General features: G+C 45.9%; 16 protein-coding genes. 6 read left to right on the forward strand and 10 right to left on the reverse strand.

Features of this window, described 5'->3' with window-relative positions; genetic code table 11:
• Positions 1-87 precede the first annotated feature (87 nt).
• From EJL91_RS06585 to EJL91_RS06600, 4 genes are all read right to left on the reverse strand, one after another.
• Positions 88-1,752: a glycosyl hydrolase family 18 protein gene (locus EJL91_RS06585; RefSeq protein ID WP_125141187.1), complete on the reverse strand. Its 1,665-nt coding sequence runs from the start codon at positions 1,750-1,752 to the stop codon at positions 88-90.
• A gap of 142 nt (positions 1,753-1,894) precedes the next feature.
• Positions 1,895-2,149: a hypothetical protein gene (locus tag EJL91_RS06590; RefSeq protein WP_125141188.1), complete on the reverse strand. Its 255-nt coding sequence runs from the start codon at positions 2,147-2,149 to the stop codon at positions 1,895-1,897.
• Between the two features lie 108 nt (positions 2,150-2,257).
• Entirely contained in the window at positions 2,258-2,800 is a 543-nt protein-coding gene (locus tag EJL91_RS06595; RefSeq protein WP_243125258.1) for a hypothetical protein, read from the reverse strand.
• 59 nt (positions 2,801-2,859) lie between these two features.
• Positions 2,860-4,383 (reverse strand): serine/threonine protein kinase, encoded by a 1,524-nt coding sequence (locus tag EJL91_RS06600; RefSeq protein WP_125141190.1) that lies wholly within the window; start codon positions 4,381-4,383, stop codon positions 2,860-2,862.
• A gap of 299 nt (positions 4,384-4,682) precedes the next feature.
• On the opposite strand from EJL91_RS06600, the gene EJL91_RS06605 reads away from it, so the two are divergent.
• Entirely contained in the window at positions 4,683-5,429 is a 747-nt protein-coding gene (locus EJL91_RS06605) for an adaptor protein MecA (protein WP_125141191.1), read from the forward strand.
• 105 nt (positions 5,430-5,534) lie between these two features.
• Here EJL91_RS06605 and EJL91_RS06610 read toward each other — a convergent pair whose 3' ends face one another.
• Positions 5,535-5,735 (reverse strand): DUF1858 domain-containing protein, encoded by a 201-nt coding sequence (locus EJL91_RS06610; protein WP_125141192.1) that lies wholly within the window; start codon positions 5,733-5,735, stop codon positions 5,535-5,537.
• A gap of 347 nt (positions 5,736-6,082) precedes the next feature.
• Here EJL91_RS06610 and EJL91_RS06620 point away from each other — a divergent pair, with 347 nt between their 5' ends.
• Positions 6,083-6,253 (forward strand): DUF362 domain-containing protein, encoded by a 171-nt coding sequence (locus EJL91_RS06620; RefSeq protein ID WP_125141194.1) that lies wholly within the window; start codon positions 6,083-6,085, stop codon positions 6,251-6,253.
• 102 nt (positions 6,254-6,355) lie between these two features.
• A complete protein-coding gene (locus EJL91_RS06625) occupies positions 6,356-7,072 on the forward strand; it encodes a gamma-glutamyl-gamma-aminobutyrate hydrolase family protein (protein ID WP_125141195.1) in 717 nt (238 codons plus the stop codon).
• Positions 7,073-7,149: 77 nt separating this feature from the next.
• Here the strand turns inward: EJL91_RS06625 and EJL91_RS06630 are convergent, their stop codons facing one another.
• Positions 7,150-7,908: a helix-turn-helix domain-containing protein gene (locus EJL91_RS06630; RefSeq protein WP_125141196.1), complete on the reverse strand. Its 759-nt coding sequence runs from the start codon at positions 7,906-7,908 to the stop codon at positions 7,150-7,152.
• Positions 7,909-8,173: 265 nt separating this feature from the next.
• Here EJL91_RS06630 and EJL91_RS06635 point away from each other — a divergent pair, with 265 nt between their 5' ends.
• On the forward strand, positions 8,174-9,037 hold the full coding sequence (locus EJL91_RS06635; protein WP_125141197.1) for a nitroreductase family protein: 864 nt from the start codon (positions 8,174-8,176) through the stop codon (positions 9,035-9,037).
• A 109-nt stretch (positions 9,038-9,146) separates the two neighbouring features.
• Here the strand turns inward: EJL91_RS06635 and EJL91_RS06640 are convergent, their stop codons facing one another.
• Positions 9,147-11,897 carry a hypothetical protein gene (locus EJL91_RS06640; RefSeq protein WP_125141198.1) on the reverse strand — a complete coding sequence of 917 codons (2,751 nt, stop codon included), beginning with the start codon at positions 11,895-11,897 and terminating at the stop codon, positions 9,147-9,149.
• Positions 11,898-12,679: 782 nt separating this feature from the next.
• On the opposite strand from EJL91_RS06640, the gene EJL91_RS06645 reads away from it, so the two are divergent.
• Together EJL91_RS06645 and EJL91_RS06650 are read left to right on the forward strand one after the other, a co-directional pair.
• Positions 12,680-13,735 (forward strand): hypothetical protein, encoded by a 1,056-nt coding sequence (locus EJL91_RS06645; protein WP_125141199.1) that lies wholly within the window; start codon positions 12,680-12,682, stop codon positions 13,733-13,735.
• A gap of 215 nt (positions 13,736-13,950) precedes the next feature.
• On the forward strand, positions 13,951-14,469 hold the full coding sequence (locus EJL91_RS06650) for a methyltransferase family protein (RefSeq protein ID WP_125141200.1): 519 nt from the start codon (positions 13,951-13,953) through the stop codon (positions 14,467-14,469).
• Positions 14,470-14,485: 16 nt separating this feature from the next.
• Here the strand turns inward: EJL91_RS06650 and EJL91_RS06655 are convergent, their stop codons facing one another.
• From EJL91_RS06655 to dcuC, 3 genes are read right to left on the reverse strand one after another with little or no spacing between them, the layout of a single operon-like run.
• Complete coding sequence (locus tag EJL91_RS06655; protein ID WP_125141201.1) at positions 14,486-15,661, reverse strand: NAD(P)-dependent malic enzyme; 1,176 nt, start codon at positions 15,659-15,661, stop codon at positions 14,486-14,488.
• A 4-nt stretch (positions 15,662-15,665) separates the two neighbouring features.
• On the reverse strand, positions 15,666-16,799 hold the full coding sequence (locus EJL91_RS06660) for a M20 family metallopeptidase (RefSeq protein WP_125141202.1): 1,134 nt from the start codon (positions 16,797-16,799) through the stop codon (positions 15,666-15,668).
• Between the two features lie 45 nt (positions 16,800-16,844).
• Positions 16,845-18,203 (reverse strand): C4-dicarboxylate transporter DcuC, encoded by a 1,359-nt coding sequence (gene dcuC / locus EJL91_RS06665; protein ID WP_125141203.1) that lies wholly within the window; start codon positions 18,201-18,203, stop codon positions 16,845-16,847.
• Between the last annotated feature and the right edge of the window lie 286 nt (positions 18,204-18,489).

Raw genomic sequence — 18,489 nt, forward strand, 5'->3', positions numbered from 1 at the left:
TATGCACGAAGTCGGGGCGGTTGTGGACACTCTCTGCTTTCGTTCCAAAGGTCCTGTTCCCGTCACGGTCCGCATGCGGACCATAACTTATTCCCACTTCATCACATCCCAGACATCCTGTGCTTCCAGTCCCAGTTTCCATCCAGAAACACCGGCCAAATCATACTTTTTCACCAGATCCATCTTAAGTCCCAGTGATTTGGCGTCCTCCATCCAGAGGTAATTCATTCCGTCCTCTGTCTTTACCTCACCGTAATACTGTCCCACCGTGTCGTCCCAGGTAAGTTCCATTTGGTTGTCCTCGGCCCACTTCTTTGCGGAACTCATTCCCATCGCCTTTGATGAAAGTTTCCCGTCCTTCTCCGTCCAGAGACGTGTGTAAAACGGAACTCCGTTGATTACCTTCTCCTTTGGCACCAGATCCAGGGTATTTTTGATTCCCGACTCAACATAGCCGAGGGAAGCGACGGATCCGGCATCTCCGCCCGCATAATGCTCATCGTAACCCATAATAATCACATAATCGGCCACAATTCCCTGCTCTCTGCGGTTGTAAAAACGGTTATATGGAGCCGGTACATAATTGTCCACAGACAATACCAGCCCTTTCTTCCTGCAGGATACGGACAGTTCTCTGATAAACTGAATATAGTGGACTCCGGCCGCCTCTTTCAGACTCTCAAAATCCAGGTTGATTCCGTCAAAACCATAGGTGTCGGCTTCGTCCATCAGACTGCTGATCAGCCTCTTCCTGACGGAAGTTTTAGACAGCAGTTCCTCGGACTGTACGTTTTTGCTTATTTCACGGCTGAAATTGTCCACTACGGCCCAGACCTGAAGTCCCATCGCATGAGCCTTTTCCACATAGCTTTTACTTGCCAGGGATTCATAATTCCCTTCATTGTCGCTCAGTGTAAACCAGGTCGGGGCGATTACGTTCACGCCCTTAGTGGAAGCAATCAGCTCCTCCATTGCATTATTGGCGGCATCGATTGTCACCTGATGCCAGACCATGCTGATTTTCTCGTCCAGTGATATATTCGTGTATTCCGGCGCCACAAATGTGCTGACCGGAGTCTCTTCATGAAGATTCTCGAGCTTTCTGTTCTCCATATATCCGATATGGCCGTCCTGCGTCATGACTTTAGCCCACTTATCCATGGTTTCCAGAACCACGACACTCTCGTCCTTTACAACCTCCGTGATGATCGGGCTCTTTACTCCGCCCTTAATCCGGAGCTTTCCATTCCGTCTGACGGTGGCAATCGGAACAGGCGACCAGGTATTCTCAACATAAATACGTTTCTGATCTCCGCTGTCATAGACATTCACCCGGATGTCCGTATAGTTCAGGATGAGTCCCAGCGCCAGGTAGACATTGTCGTTTTTCTCCAGCAGGATCTTCTTTCCTCCCGTACCGTCCGTCTCCGCATTCGCTGTGACCACCTCTTCCGGAAGGGCATAGACCAGCAGCTTCTCCCTGTCATCCCAGTAAAAGCGCTCGTTCAAATTGGCATTTACCCAGTCTATAGGCAGATAAGTCTGTCCGTCCTCGTAAATCCCTTTGATTTCCTGCTTCCCATAATTCAGGAAAACAGAAACTTCATCTTCCTTCCCATTATACAACCGGCTTAAATCGGCTCTCTCATTGGTAGGCATATATCGTTTATAGCCATAAACTCCGGCCGCACACACCACCAGGAGCAAAAGCACCAGAAACAGGGCTTTAAGCGGCGATCTTCTTCTCTTCATCTCTTCCTCCGGTATCCAATCATGTCTTTATATTACTATCATTAATACAGTTAGTATATCACACCTTTTCCGGGGATTGTTGAATTTTTTCTTACGTTTCTTAATGATCGGGCAATTCAGTTTCTTCCGTCTTCCTCCTGTTTTATTTATAATAAACCCTGTCAAAGCGAATTTCCATCAGCCGTCCGGTATCGGCTCCAATATAGTCTCCCATATAAAAAGAGCCGTCTTCTTTCAGTTCAAATATTTTATCGTACTCTTCGGGCGGACACTCTTTGCCGTCTATCAGGATCGGGATTCCCCTCTCCCTGTACTTCTTTAAACCTTCCACAAATATACGCTGCTGTTCTTTTTCCCGCCTTTCTTTCTCAAGCTGCCTTTTCTCTCTTTCGTTCATCGCTACCCCTCGAATCTCCGGGGACGGGATCCTGGGCGGTATAAGGCGCCTTTTGCGGGCCTTACACTACATCCTGTCAGAGACCTCAGGAAAGTATATTGTGATATATCAGTTCCCATCCCACTGGTATTTCAGGAATCTCCCAAAGAAAGCCATGACTTCTCCGGTAATGGTAAACGCATCCGGCTGCCAGGGAATACGGTTGACGCGGACCTTCAGACACCGCATAATCATATCTGCAGTCTCTTCATTTCCAAAAGCCGAAAAATATTCCCAGCCACTGTCACGTCTTGTCCGGGAAATCTGCTCCGTAAATGCCTCCAGCTTCCATTCGCTGAAAGCTCCGAGCAGAAATTTTCGGTCACATCTCGAAAAATCTTCTTCGATTCCGTCACCATATACTCCAAAATCCAGAATCACCGTGTTGAACCCCTGCCGTTGACATTCCAGCAGTTCTTTTCTGCCGGCTTTATTATAATAAGAGACTCCATAGGTAATAAACGTCTGATTCTGTCTATTTGTGACAGTTCTTGTCGAATAAATTTTCTGTATTTTCCCCAGATCGCCGCTGTCGTTCCACTCTAAAACCGCCGCTTTCCCAGCCGAAACTCCTGTCAGATAATTAGCTAGAAGAATGGAAAAATGGGTCACCCCGACGCAGCGGCTGCTTCCGGCAACCCCAATGAGCTCCGTCCTGCGGCGCTCTGTCCCTATCTGTCTTTTATTCCGTCCGCCTCTGCGGGGATGTGGAAAAATCCTGTTATCCTTTTCCGTACCGCACTTTTCCTCTCTCTCTTTCCTGTGCGCTCTTCCGCCAGTTTTCTTATTCTCTGCCCGCCTCTTGTACCGCCGGCAACCGCTTCAAAAAAACGGCCGAAGTTTGTATCCTCGGGCGCCGTAAAGCAGGGCATTCTGTAAAATGTGAGTCTTGCGATATCTTCCGGCAGTACAATATCTGTTCCGGAAGAAATATGATTAAAAATGACACGCAGATTTGAGTTCTGCGCCAGATAACGGATCGCCGTTATGGACTTCCCAAGTTCCCACCACTTTCCGCCGCATACAAGAATGAGAAGATCGCACTCCTCCTCGGAAACCGACTGGAGTTCGGTTCCAAAGTCCCCGACTACGGCGTCATATTCCGGCTGTTCCAGCCTGACGCGGCTTCCATACCTCGGTTTCATCTCCCAGTTTCCAATATGAAAAATTCCATACTGGTCCGGGTTTTGATCCAGATACCCTGCCATCGACGACACGGCCCCGGAGCCGTTATTCTCCTGGTACAGATTTGAGATTCCTTTTTTTGTCAGATACGACGATACGCTTAAAGATACATGGGTGGCCCCCATGCCGTGACTGCTGCATGCTACAGCAATTCTGAGAAGTGACATTTGCTTTTCTTTGAAAACACCCTGTTTTAATTCCATAAGATCCGTGAGCACCTGGCCGACATCCCCGTAACGCTCTTCTCTGTCCCGGTTCATACACCGCCCTGTTATGGCCTTCAGCCTCTCTTCCCATCCTGATACCGCCGCTTTGCCTCCCGTTTTCCCGCCTTCATCCTCAGACGGTATGTCCCTGGATCCAGCGCCTGCGTAAACGTCCGGCAGTCTTCCCTCCCACATATAACAAAGCAGGGCGCCAATGGCATAGATATCGGTCCTCACATCCACCGGCCCGTCCGTATATTGTTCCGGAGCGGCAAAACCGGGCGTCCCGTAACGTCTTTGGGGCATTGCGGCCTGGGCAGCTGAAACGGCCTGATCAAAATCGATCAGCTTCAGTGTTCCTTTGCAGATTAAAATATTATGGGGCTGTAGATCTAAATACAAAATTGGATTGGGTTTAAACGAATGCAGATACTCCATGATTTGACAAAGCTCCGTTCCGTATGAAACGATCTTTGTCCCTGTCAGACTGCCCTGTCGGTTAACAAGGGCATATAAGGACTCACCTTCAAGATATTCTTCGATGAGATAGTAATAATTTGAATCCTCTTCTAAGTCATATATAATCGGGATTCCCGGATGCTTCAGCTCCTTCAGTACGGCTGTCTCCCTGAAAAAACCTCCGTCTCCTTTCGGCACTCTCTTGATGGCCCGGAATTCTCCAAGTCCAAGATGCTCCGCCAGAAAAACGGTACCGCTTCTTCCTCCGCCAATCACCCGACATATCTGATATTTTCCAAATAAAATGGTGCTTTCTGCTCTTACACCTCCCTTCGGAAATATCACTTCTCAGAGCTTCATTTTAATACATTGAGGAGGGATTTACAACCTCTTTTTTGATTTTTTTTAAATATGAGGACAGAGCCAGGGCAGCCGGGACTCCGGGTTTGTTAGAAGGATGGTATGAATTTTTTTGTAAACCGGCTTAAATACCGTGTTTTGCGGTCTTTTTGCCGTTTAAAGCCATGCTTCCATAAATTTTAATAAATTTTTTTCATATATGAATTGCCAATTGCTTATATTATATAGTATATTGAATATGTAAGCTTGGTACTTTTAACCTGAAAAGACAAGGAAGTGAGCCTATGAAAATCGAACGTATCAATGAAAACCAGATTCGTTGTACACTTTCCAGTTTTGACTTAAGTGTACGCGACCTGAATCTGGGTGAATTAGCCTATGGCAGCGAAAAAGCGAAGAAGCTTTTCCGTGAGATGATTCAGAAGGCTTCCAACGAAGTAGGTTTCGAAGCAGAAGACATTCCGTTGATGGTGGAAGCGATTCCGCTGTCTAATGAAAGTATAATGCTTATCATTACAAAGATAGAAGATCCGGAAGAACTGGACACCCGTTTTTCCAAATTTTCTCCAATGGCCGAGGAAGACGAATCCCTGTCCTCGCTGGCCAGCGAACTGTTAGAAGGAGCTGACGGAATTCTTGGTCTCTTTACATCCAAGACTGCCGGTGATGCAGTACCCTCCCCGCTTTCCGCTGCCGCAGGATTAAAGAATGTGGAAAATACCGCCTCCGACGGCCAGCCCTCTGTCCGTTTTTTTACTTTTGACAACCTGGATCAGGTGTGTCATGCCGCCAGAATAGCAGGACAAGTGTTTGACGGAACCAACACGCTCTACAAGAATCCCAAGAACAACCGCTATTATCTGGTCATCAGAGAGCAGGAGGAAGACAATGACTCCTTCAAACGAATCTGTAACCTCCTGTCAGAGTACGGCAGCGCTCTGAAAGCAGATCCTGCTGCTGAAGCCTACTATCAGGAACACTATGAAATCATCGTAAAAGACCGTGCCCTGCAGACTCTTTCCAACCTGTAGGACACCATGAAGAACTCTTTTACAGTAAAAGTAAACAATAAAAAAGACTTCCGTTCAGAGGACTGGCCTTTGACGAAAGTCTTTTTTATTCAAATCCTGCTGCTCTTATTTCGCAGCAAGGTACTCGTTAATTGCAGAAACTACCGTGTCCACCTGGATTCCATGGACATAGCAAGCTTCCTCGAGAGATTCTCCCTGTGCGGAAGGGCATCCCAGACAATGCATACCTGCTCCCATAAGAATCGGGGCAATGCCTTCGTCTACCATGAGAAGCTGGCCGATTAACATATCTTTACTAACCTGCATGTTTCTTAACCTCCTTTTGTAATATATCAGATTCACGTCGTGATTATTAGTCTCCGACGGATTTCAGCGCCAGATTTTCTGCGGCAGGCGCAGAGCTCTGCATGCGCATGATATAATGTCCGCGTTGCGTACATTATATCATAACTGTTCTGAATCTTTGAACAGTTATATCTATCCATACTATAATACTTTTCCACAGGCTTGGCAAGAAATAAAATTACCTGTATTCCTTATTTTGCGCATTGCTCCTATTTTTAAACATAAAATACAGTAATTTCTTCTTGAATAATTCCCAGTAATAGTATAGAATAAATGCAAAAGTTAAATTCTAAAGGAGGTACTTAATCATGGCATATGTAATTACAGATACATGCGTTAGCTGCGGTGCTTGTGCTGGAGACTGTCCAGTAGGCGCTATCTCACAGGGAGACAGCAAATATGAAATCGATGCCGATGCATGCATCGACTGCGGTAGCTGTGCTGGTTCATGTCCTACAGGCGCAATTGAGCAGGCATAATTAAGCGTAATGCTTAAGATACATAAGAGGCTGTCAGAGATGACAGTCTTTTTATGTTATATAAAACAGGGATTTTTCAGAGACCGTAAAGAGAGGTGCAATATGAGTAAACCGGTGATTGGCCTGACAGCCTCCCACGATTTAAAAACAGATGATCTTAGAATGGGACATTTCTATATCGACGCCATACGGAAAAACGGCGCGATTCCCCTTGTCCTCCCTCTGACGTTAGATGAGGAGGAGGCAGGACAGCTTGCCGACACACTGGACGGTTTCCTGTTCAGCGGCGGACCGGATGTCCATCCGTTTCTCTTTGGTGAGGAAACACTGACCGGATGCGGGGATTTCTCGCCGCTTCGCGATTCTTCAGAGCTGCTTCTGCTCTCCCAGGTTTACGAAAAGAAAAAGCCGGTCCTTGGCATTTGCCGTGGAGCCCAGCTTCTCAACATCGCCCTGGGGGGCGATATCTATCAGGATATTTTTTCTCAGGTTCCGGAACGTTTTCCTATCGCACACAGACAGCCTTTTGGTGCGACGCATCCGGCTCACCGCGTAACACTGGAGAGCGGCTCCCGCCTGGCGCAGATAACACAGTCCCTTTCACTGGAAGTCAACAGCCTTCACCATCAGGCTATCCGGAATGCCGCCCCCTGCCTGAATGTCTGCGGGCGCGCTTCCGACGGCATTATTGAAGCAGTCGAACAGCCGGATCATCCTTTCCTGGTAGGCGTCCAGTGGCATCCGGAGCAGCTCGCCGGGAAGTATGAACATGCCGACCGCCTCTTCTCCTCTTTCATAAGCGCCTGCCGGAAAGTGTGACAGCGGAATTCCCTGCCTGGGATTTGATTCACGGAATTCCGCCGGACTTTCCTATTTTCAGCCGTGATGGAAACTGCTTAAAGCTTGTTTCCGTTGCGGCCGAATTTTTTCTTTTTAAAGCGAAAAAACGGAAATCCCGTAACAGAAGCGGCAGCTTCCGCCCTGCCCTGGTTGTCCCTCTGATAAGCGCGGATTACTTCATCGAGCTGTTTAAACCGCTCTTCTTCCCTTTCATCCGACACGCGCATCAGATACTCCATCTCCTTCATCAGCTTGTCATGTACCAGATAGCTGATGTCCTGGCTCAGCTTCTCGCTGTTTTCTTCCATAGCCCGTCCAATAATATGGTTCATCACCTTCTGGAACTGTTCCATCTTCTCTCCGGCCAGCAGAGCCTCCACGCTGTCCTTGTCGAGAGCGGTAAGTCCGGCCGGTTCGCCGTTTTCACTGGCTTGTCCATCCTTTACCCTGCCGTCCGTCTGCTCTCCTCCGGCCTTTTTTTCATTCCCTTTCTGCTCTTTCATGTCCTGTTCTCCTATACCTGTTTCTTTCAATGCGGCAATCACATCCTCTTCCAGGACCTCACTCGGGATAATCACCTTACCGTCCTGAAGAGATTTTGCCAATGCAGTCTTAATTGCTTTTAACTGATATCCCTTTTCCTTCAGCACTTTAACCTGTTTAAAAAGACGGATGTGAAAATCCGTGTAATATCGATGTCCCATCTCGTTTCTGGGGATAGGAAGCTCCAGCTCTTCCTCCCAGTACCGCAGCACATGTGCTTCTACATCCACTTTTTTCGACGCATCTGAAATCAGATAATGTATCTCAGCCATAATAAATCCTCTCCTTTAGTCCACAATATTTCGTAGCTTACTATTACTATATGCCGGGTTCAGAAGGAATATGAGTATCATGTAAAAATTTTAATGCCTGTTTTTTCTTATTTATACAGGAAATTTCTGTCTATTACTGGAAATTTTTTCTTTTTATTTGACAATTAACCCGGTGCGATGGTAGAATTTCAGTATAAGCACATTATGCCGTTATCTGTGTAATAGAATAAGCTTAGAGGAAAATTATATGAAAGGTGGCTTGAGGATGGATTATTACAATCTTGCTATTAAACGTGAATCAACGAGGAGTTTTAAGAAAAAACCGGCTTTAGAAAAACAGTTGAAGGAACTTCAGGACTATTTCCCGGAGTGCAGAAAACTGGTACAGGACATTCGGGTGTCCATCGAACTTCTTGGACCTGAAACCCATTCCATCCTGTCAGGATGCGCCGGATACCACAACTTTATGATCGAGGCCCCCCATTACATCCTGGTATCTTCACCAAAAGAGGATTACTATCTGGAAAACGCCGGATACATCGGCGAGGATCTTGTTATAAAGCTGACCGAACTGGAATTGGAATCCTGCTGGATTACAATCGGAGACAGCGCCGAGGTTAAGAAGCGCCTGTCCCTCCCGGAAGATATGGAACCGTGTGCACTGATCGCATTCGGCAACGCCACTATCATGCTCCCCTCCTCCAGACTGGACATCAAGAGCATATCCGACGTTTCAATCAAAAAACGGACCGGCTTCGTCGCGCCGAAACTTTCCGTAGACCACGCCGTATATACGAAAAACTGGGGCGAAAGCGCAGAGATCTCCTCTCTTCCGCTTAACAACAGCCTGTATCAGGCATTCATCTCCGCCTGCTGCGCTCCTTCCTATTTAAACCTGCAGTCATACCGCTTCATCCTGGATGGGGACATGATACTCCTTGTTACCCTCCCCGATGAACTGACCACCCCGGACGATACGCGCCTCAACGCGGGCATCACAATGCTCCACTTCGCCGGCACCATGGAGAATCACCACCTCTCCCAAACCGGCTGGACCCTCGGTGCGCCGGAAGGAAAATACGAGCTGCCGGAAGGGGCAAGGATTGACGGGTACTACAGCACCAGGTAAAACGAAACAAACTTTTAAAAGTGGAGGGCGCAGTTTTTGCACCCTCCACTTTATCTTTCTTTATATAATTATGATGCGCCCCTTAACTCCCGGTTCAAGATGTAATCTGCTATTTAATCAGTGATAAAAACTGTACTGCAATTAAACATACTAAAAACAAGTTGGCACCTGCAGCAATGGTACGGGCTGTTTTCTTTCTGACCGAATCTGGTTCACCACTGCCCGAGAATAAAAAGCTGACTAAAACAGGGGCAGCATCAAGATACAGGGCTATTATAGCCGACAGACGTGCCATTGATGAATGGCTGCTGGTAAACTGGCCGAGAGCTGTCTGTACATCACTTAGTTCCAGTAAATAGGTCTGTTTGAGCATGGAGAGTTCTTCAGTAAGGCCTTCTATTGCAGCAGTGTCTGAAACTCCTGTATAAGGTTCAACCGAACGAAGATAACTTTCCACAACAGATATCGTAGTGTTCCACTGGGTCCGCCAATCATCTTTATCTTCTTTTTTCATATGTCCATTGATAAATTTTTCAGCTTCATAAATAGCATTTTCACTTTCAAGCCAGTCCCTGCAGTTATTCACCGTTTGTAACAAAGACAGATTACTCTTAAATCTGGCAATTGTTTCTAACACAAGTGCGGACTGCTCCCCCTGCATACCATTACTTCGGGTAAGTTCATGAGATATTTCGGTAATAGCATTGTTAATTAACTCAATATTAGGTTCAGGGCTGAGAAGCTGGGTAAGGATTTCCGAAAACTGAACCGAAACCCGGGCACCAGGCTGAGCTTCCAGGAGATGCAGATAAGTAATTAATTCATTAAGCAAATTAATCTTTTCATTGTTCTTATCTCTGGCCAGAATTTTCTCTCCTTTTTCTTTCTCCGCTTCCTTCTGCTTCTCCTCTGCTCTCTCGATACTTTCAGTATAACTGATGTGGGCCGGGCTGTTAATATTCACTCCATAGCGAACATCAATAAGTGAGTTAATCTCATTTTCACAGGAAGCAATGGCATCCTTTAAATTTTCTATTTCCGTTTCAATTGTCACGTTATTCGCAGTGAGGTCTTCAACTTTTCCATTCAGGCTTTCGCCATATTTTTCAAAACTGCCGGCTGACGTGGTGTCGGCCGCTGAAAGAGCATCAGCAATATTTTTAACCTCACTGTCTGTATCAAAACCGGCTTTTATAGCGCTAAAATCTGGTTTTTCAATCTGATCTACATCTATCGGCAGAGAGTTCTGGACTGTAGTTATGTCTTTTGATAATTCTGTTGCGGTATTGCTGTAAATAGACGCTGTCATTGCTTCTAATTTACTCCGTGAGGTCAGAAAAGTATCCGTGAGCTCAAGGTGGGCATACTGAGTCCAGGTTTGAGAATATACCGACGTGGATATGTACGCATAATTGAAAAATGCTGACCCTAAAAGTGTTGCTATATATAAAACGACGACATACTTTTTTCTGACCTTTGCTCTTTCTGATATGAGCTTCGGAAGGTGAAGGTTAAATGTCAGGAGAAATACCTGCACTCCAAAGGATAAAGCATATGCTGCAAAAGGATGTCCCTTAAAAAAGGATCCTGTCATGCCATTCGCCGTTCCAAAAAAAGATACAATGGCAAAGAGTAAAGACCCCCATGCAAAAGGATACCAGATTTTCTTCTCGAGTCCCGTCTTGGAAACATCGGCATCAAAAAAATAATCTTTAATCCATTTGATCAACCTGGGGAAAAACGCTGCTGACAGCAATTTTATTATTCTCGGAACATCTGTGAACGGTACCAGCAGGTTAGACAGAACCCCCACGCCACACTTGAAGAATTGATCGCTGATTAGGTTTGCCTGTTTGCGAATGCATCCATCATGGCTAAAGAATGAATACAGCATTCTATAAGCAACCTGGCTTAACATCAGTAACAAAAAGATCATCAGAAGACCTTTAAGTACCGGAGCGATTTCATCCGGCCTCTTCATAAAAAGGAACCATCCGTCCAAATCTGTATTGTAGAACATTACGCCTAATACCATAATCATAGTGAAGCTGATTAACTTCAGGAAGGACGGATTGTCAATCGTGAAATTTTTGTCGCGGAGTGTATCCGCAACCACTGTTCGAATAAGCCAGATTACGTACGCCATACTGACAATCATCAAAGTCCCCAGACATAACACAAGCATTAACCAGGCAGAAGCATTTACAAAAGTCTTAACTGACTGCAGTTTAAGGCTCGTCAGTAACTGCTCGTTTTTAAGCAGGAAATATGCAGCGGCACTCAGTAATGTTACAGTAAGGACCAGTCCAATCAGAAAACCTGCCACCTGACGGAATGACAGCCGGTTCATCATTTTTCCGGCCATTTCCCCTGTGCCTGTTTCGGCAGGCTTTACCCCTTTTCCCGGATCCACTGTATTTGCTTTCCGCTCAGGCTGTCCGCCGGACGCAAAATGATTTGTCGGCTCCCGTCTTGTATCTTCCACCCAATGACGGACAAATACCGCCCAAATCCCTCCTATAGCTCCCGCTGCAATCAATCCTCCCAAAATCACCAGCATTGCTCTCTGCTGGGAGATATCTTCCAGAATAGGAAAGATCGACACAAGGGTTTCCCAGTTGAACATATCATAGGCAATCAGGCAGGAAAGAAGCAGCAATAAGATATTTGCCGCACTCAACGTTCTTCTCTCTTTATATTTAATAAGAGAATAAAATTGTGTGCAAATGCCTATGGCACACCCAACTCCCCACAAAAAACGCAGGTGCGGGTAACGATGGAAAAATGTCGGGACAGCCAGAAGAACTATGGCTGCAATAACCAGGTACAAACAACGAGTTGCGGTAGATTTGGATTTCATAAGAAAGTCCCCCTTTGTTTTTTTTATAGCAGAAAGGGAGCACACAGTGAAGTGATAACATACGGAGGACTATACATATGATAGCTGGAAATTTCTCTGAGAGTCAAAGTAAAAGTAAAAGTAAAAAGTTGTTGACAATCATTTTCACAACGTGTATAATGCTTGAGTGTATGTAATCTTGCATGAAAATAAGGATGAAATTGAAGTAGACGCGTTTTGTTAATCGTACAAAAGCACTCAACGACAAATCTGGGGACAGTATTAGCAGAGGACGGCAATCCTCTCTTCTATTGTGACAGATATTCCTTTTTTTCACGCTTTCATAGTAAAGGAAGAGAAATCTTTGACAGGAGAGTGCTCTTCCTTTTCGTATGCCCGCAGATATTTTTGAATTTGACACTTTGTCAAATATTCCGCTCTTTTCTGCTGGTTAGTTTTGACTTCATTCTATTATATTCTGCTTGGACAGGCAATAGGAGCAAGTTATAGAAAATAAGAGGAAAAACCTGGTTTTTTTAGGTCATTTCACAAAATAAGATGATAATTTTAATAAATACCATTGATTGATTTTAGAATATTTCGAAAGAATTTATTTCTGTATTTTTAAAATCAAAAGTCAATTCAGCTTAGTTTCTAATCAAATAAAGTCTTTTATAATTTCATGATATTTCTGTAAAGAAAAGGATTTTATTTATTCAACATTCACAAATGACACCTTCGACTACTCGAACGTATTACTGAAAAGAAAGTATTAACAAAAATATTTCAGGGGGATGCGAAAGATGAAAGAAGAAAAAAATCATGATATGGTCGAATTATACCGCCGATTTGAGAAAGCAGGGCTGAGTCATGCTGCTTTTTGCAAAAAAGCCGAAGAGATGGGAATAAAAATATCTCCCTCCACCATGACCAATTTGAAAAATGGCGTTCAAATATCTGGTGCCTCGGTAAAAAACGTATTGAAGGTTTTAGGCATCACACGTTCCGAATTTTACATGGATGTTGATAAAGAAGACAATCCGAAAAATCCGAAAAACAAAAAGAAAACCGTCATAGCGGAGTCTTCCAGAGGCGGATTTATTGTAGACTCTGATGATTCAGCATATTACGGATATACAGGGGATTTCCATGCCTATTTCTTCCATACCCAGAAGGAAAGAAAGGATTTGCTCCATGGTATTCTTCACTTAAGTGAGGAAATGAACGAACACGGTTTTTTCAAAGCAACACTTAAGTTGTACGCGGACAGCGTCTTCCCTAAAAGTAAACCGGTTGAAAAAAACTACACCGGAGGCTATATCATCTCAAAGCCTATGCTGTCTGTATACTGCTATCTGGAAGATGAGGATTTTGGTGAAATTTCATTTATTGTCTTCGAGCACTTCCACATTCGCAAAGAAATTTTGCACTGTAAACTTGGAAGCGCTATAACGGTTTCCAGCGGAGATCAAAAGATGCCCACTCTGCATCGAATCCTGCTGTGCAGGGAAGAACTTTCGAATGAGCAAATGAAAATTGTAAGAGGCCAGCTTCGTTTAAACGGCCCCAAAATTATTATAACCAAACAAAAATATAAAGAACTTCTTGAAAGCAATCGTCTCTCAGAAGCCTTTCAAAACAAACTCCGTGAAAATGTGCGCCTTGAAAGTTATTATGTTGTACAGGAAAGCCTCTTCATATCGGACGATACTGCCGGCTTGGATTTTGAAAAATCCCTCTCTATATTGAAGGACTACTCTATTGCCCCCCAATACAATAAAGTAGGTAAAAGTTCAAACACGCAGATGTTCGAACTTTACAAACAACTAACCTCCCACTATAAACAGAACCAGGATTAAACCAGTTTATCTACCAAAATGATAATATATTATTTATAAGAATAATGAGGACGCGTTATCCCAGCGGTCCTCATTATTTTATACAACAAATTTTATCCCTCCGCAATTTATAAAGAATTCCCGTACACTGCTGTATTTAAATATCCAAATCTGATATAATTTAAGCAGCTTTAGACTTAAATCAGCCTTAGACTTTAAAAAACAGGAGATATAACATGAACGGCGCTCTGCTTCTAATCCCATTTTTCTTAATCCGTTTCACCCTACTTTCCCATTTAAACAGGGGCGCCATAAAACGTGCGGCCCATTTTCCGCCCATGGTAGGAATCGAGATACCGGCATACTGGATTTATCAGCTTTCAAATGCCGCGCTCATACTTTATCTCTTTTTCCTCACCGTAAAAACATCTTCCTGGCAGTTCTATGCCGGTGCGGCGCTTTACCTGACCGGTCTGGCGCTATGCGCGGTCACAATCGCAAACTTCTCGGCCCCATCCGAAGACGGGGTGAACCGGAACGGCCTCTACAAAATCTCACGAAATCCAATGTACGTGTCATACTTTATCCTGTTCACAGGCTGCGCCTTCCTGACCCGCTCCCTGAGCCTGTTTGGAATCATCGTTCTCTTCCAGATTTCCGCTCACTGGATTATCCTGTCCGAGGAACGCTGGTGTCTTGAAACCTTCGGCGCCTCCTACAAGCAATACATGGAAACCGTCCGCCGCTACCTCTAAATCCCGTCGTCCCTGCTTATAACCGGGCCACCCCCGTCCTCACCGCCGCTTCCTTCACAGCCTTTGCGACAGCTTCCGCCACCCGGCTGTCGAATGCGGACGGAATAATATTGGAGGCGCGCAAATCCTCATCACCAATCAGGCCGGCGATCGCCCTGGCCGCGGCAAACTTCATTTCATAGTTGATGTCTCTGGCACGCACGTCCAGTGCTCCGCGAAATATCCCTGGAAAAGCGAGTACATTGTTGATCTGGTTCGGATAGTCGCTGCGCCCGGTTCCCATTACCTTCACTCCGGCGGAGACGGCATCCTCGTAGGTAATCTCCGGTGTGGGGTTAGCCATTGCAAACACAATCGGGTCGGGAGCCATTGTTTTTACCATTTCCGGCGTCAGGGCATTTGCAACGGAAACTCCGACAAAGACGTCTGCCCCCACTACGGCATCGGCAAGCGTTCCCTGTTTCCCTTCCGGGTTTGTAACCTGGCAAAGCTCCCATTTGTGCCCCTGCGGCTTCTCCGTTCTTTCCTTATGCAGGATTCCGTGCTCATCACAGGCAATCACATTCTTAACTCCGGCAAACATGAGCATCTTAATGATGGCGGTTCCGGCCGCTCCGGGTCCGTTCAGCACCACCTTCATGTCCTCAAGCTTCCGGCCCGTCAGCTTTGCTGCATTTAACAGGCCGGCGGTCACTACAATCGCCGTTCCATGCTGGTCGTCGTGGAAAACCGGGATGTCCAGCTCTTCTTCCAGTCTTCTCTCAATTTCAAAACACTTGGGTGAGCAGATGTCCTCCAGATTAATGCCGCCGAAGGTCGGAGCAAGCACGCGTACCGCCTGGATAATCTCCTCCGTATCCTGGGTTCCCAGACAGATTGGAAAAGCATCCACGTCACCAAACTGTTTAAATAAAATACTTTTCCCCTCCATGACAGGCATGGCGGCCTCCGGGCCGATATTTCCAAGGCCCAGCACGGCAGATCCGTCGGATACCACCGCCACCAGGTTCCCCTTGGCTGTATAACGGTAAACGTCCTCCTTATTTTCATGAATTTTCCGGCATGGCTCGGCCACCCCCGGCGTATAGGCAATGCAGAGTTCTTCCCTTGTCGTAAGCTCCACCTTGCTGGCCACCTGAATCTTTCCTTTTTTCTCCTCATGCATTCTCAAAGCTTCTTCATTGAAATACATTTTCTCATCCTCTTTTCTTCGATAATGCGGTAAGCATATTGTATAAAAGCTCCATTCTCGGTTCAACCGTGTTAAGCTGAAGTGACTCATTCTTCCCGTGAGCCCCGTCTCCTGCCGGTCCTGCCCCGTCTATGACAGCGGAGCCTGCAAAAGCCGCAAAGTTACCGTCGGAGCCTCCGCCCGTCTTTACCCATTTCATATCCATACCAATGAGCGCAGCCTGCTCCTCCATGAGCGCCATCAGGTCTTCTGTCTTTTCCGTCTTATTCATCGGCGGTCTGAAGCCGTCTCTCACTATAGTTACGGACGTTCTCGGGTTAACCCTTCGACGCTCCAGCTCCTTCAGGCTTTCCTCAATCTTCTCGTGCTCCCCGATGGTGTCAAAACGGGTGTCAACCACACATGACGCCAGATCACAGACCACGTTGGATGCCGTTCCTCCGGAAATCACTCCGACATTAACGCTGGTTCCGATCTCATAATTGTTGAGGGCCTGCAGCTTAAGTATCAGTTCGGCCAGCTCGTAAATAGCGCTTGCCCCATCCTGAGGCGCTATCCCCGCATGAGCCGCGACCCCTTGCACCGTCACCGTGTACCGCGCAAGACCTTTTCTCTCATTCACATACTCCCCGTTTTTTCGTCCCGGCTCCATTACAATGGTAATATCCGCTTTCTCAGCCAGTTTTTTAATCCATTCCTGAGATTCCAGAGAAGAAATTTCCTCATCACTGTTGTGGGCCACACAGATATTTAACCCTGTGCCGTCCTCCACCAGATTCTTAACAAGGTACCAGGTGGATAACAGGCCGGCCTTCATATCCATAATCCCCGGCCCATAACCCATCCCTCCCTCCTCCCGGTAAGGTCTCCGCTCCGGCTCCCCGGCTGGAAATACCGTATCCATATGTCCGAGGAAAAGGACGTCGATTTTCTCCTGATCGGCATGGTTGCGGATTTCCAGACAGGGTCCCAGGCTCTTTTCAGATTCGATCCGTTTCACCGTAAGGCCGAGTTCTCTATATTTTGCTTCCATGTAATCCGCCATGAGGGATGTTCCGCCCGGCACCCGGCTTCCGCTGTCAATATTAACCAGAGTCTCCAGTTCATTCAGGTATTCTCTTAAATTAAAGTTTTTCATTATCTAATCCTTTCGTGTTATTGCGGGATATCCCGCAAAGGTATCTTAAAACATCAGAAACGTTGACAGTAACAGGGCAACCAGACCGCCCGCCATTGGAATAGCCGTACGCTTTACAACGTCAACCGGGAACAGGTCTGCGCTGGCGCTTACCGCCACGATAACAGAGGTAATCGGGGAAATACTTCTGGCAATACCGCTTGCCAGCTGCATCGGCATAACCATCAGAACAGTAGAGATACCGAAGGCCGCCGCTACGGTCGGGGCAAGGGCGGCAAATGCGTAGAAAGGCGCATTTCCGGAACCCATAACAATGGAACATACGGTAATAATCAGGACCATTACAATGGTCATTGGGACAGGACCAAAGCCGGTAGCTTTACAGCTCTCGATAATCGTATCAATCGCCCCGATAGACATAAGACCTTTTGCGAAGGTCTCTCCTGCGATAATCAATGTTACAATTGTGGCAAACTGGCTGCCCATTCCGTTAAAGAACACCTGAATATCCTTTGCAACTGCTTTGCCGTTTCCTCTTTTTGTGATGAATTCAAAAATCAGGGCAATTGTTACGCCGAGCAGCATAGCCGTGATAACGTTCATGGAAATAGAGCTGATGACTAATTTACTGAACACAAAAAGGAATATCAGCGGAAGCAGAGGCAGAATCGCATAAATCTTTGGAACTGCCTTTTTCTCTTTTTTCCCGTCGTCTGCAGTATCCGGAGTAAAATTCATCTTCCTGTCACAATATTTCTGTACCAGATAGTGAAGAACTGCTATTGTCACCACAACCACTCCCGCTACCGGAAGCTGGTACTGTACAAAATATAACATCGGCTCCAGGCCCGCCGTTTGGGCCGCCATGTTCGAAGCGCCGGAAGCCGGTCCCAAGTCCAGACAGGCCGCGGTACCGATAAGGGCTGTCGCCGACAAGCGGCTGACTCCCAGTTCAACAAGTACAGGAAACAGCGTTGCCATCAGAAGTACGCTGAGTCCCGCCGCACTCGGAATAAATATGTTTAAGAACTGTCCGACCACATAGCTGAGAGCCAGAACCAGATACGGCTTATTGAGCGCCTTCAGCGGTTTAATACAAATATCCACCATTGCAGAACTTGCCCCAATGTGCTCCATGTAAACGGCGAAGCCGCCGACTGCCATGATAATCATACCGGTACCCGCCGCGTCGGCTGCAAAAACGGTTTTCATATATTCAAAAATATCAAAGAGCCAGAAGCCGGTTGACTTATCAGCCGCCATAATCTCTCCCATGTGGAACACGGAAGCAATGATCATCAGAAAAATTCCTGCCGCAAAAAGCACGGTCTGCGGTTTATACTTTTTGATAACGAAATACCCCACCACGATTGTTACAAGTAAAGCAATTAACACACTAAACATAACACCCTCCTATTTTGTTTCATCATCTGCCTGTTTATTTGTTACTTTGTTGTTGGTTCACTTATTTACGGTTATATTAAAGACGTCTTTTTATATTCACAATTATATCATGTAAAGTATCAAAGTAAAGACAAATATTTATTTTCGTTAAAAAAGGACAAATTAAACGTCTTTAATTTAGTAATAAATAACAAATTTCTTTTTTCTCCCGCTTACCGGTACCTGCACGCAGTTCCTCTGTTGTAATACCCTTTATTTTTTGCTATACTGTATAAAATTACAATGT

Origin of the sequence: Clostridium transplantifaecale (genome assembly GCF_900626075.1) — a bacterium.
GTDB lineage: Bacteria > Bacillota > Clostridia > Lachnospirales > Lachnospiraceae > Otoolea > Otoolea transplantifaecalis.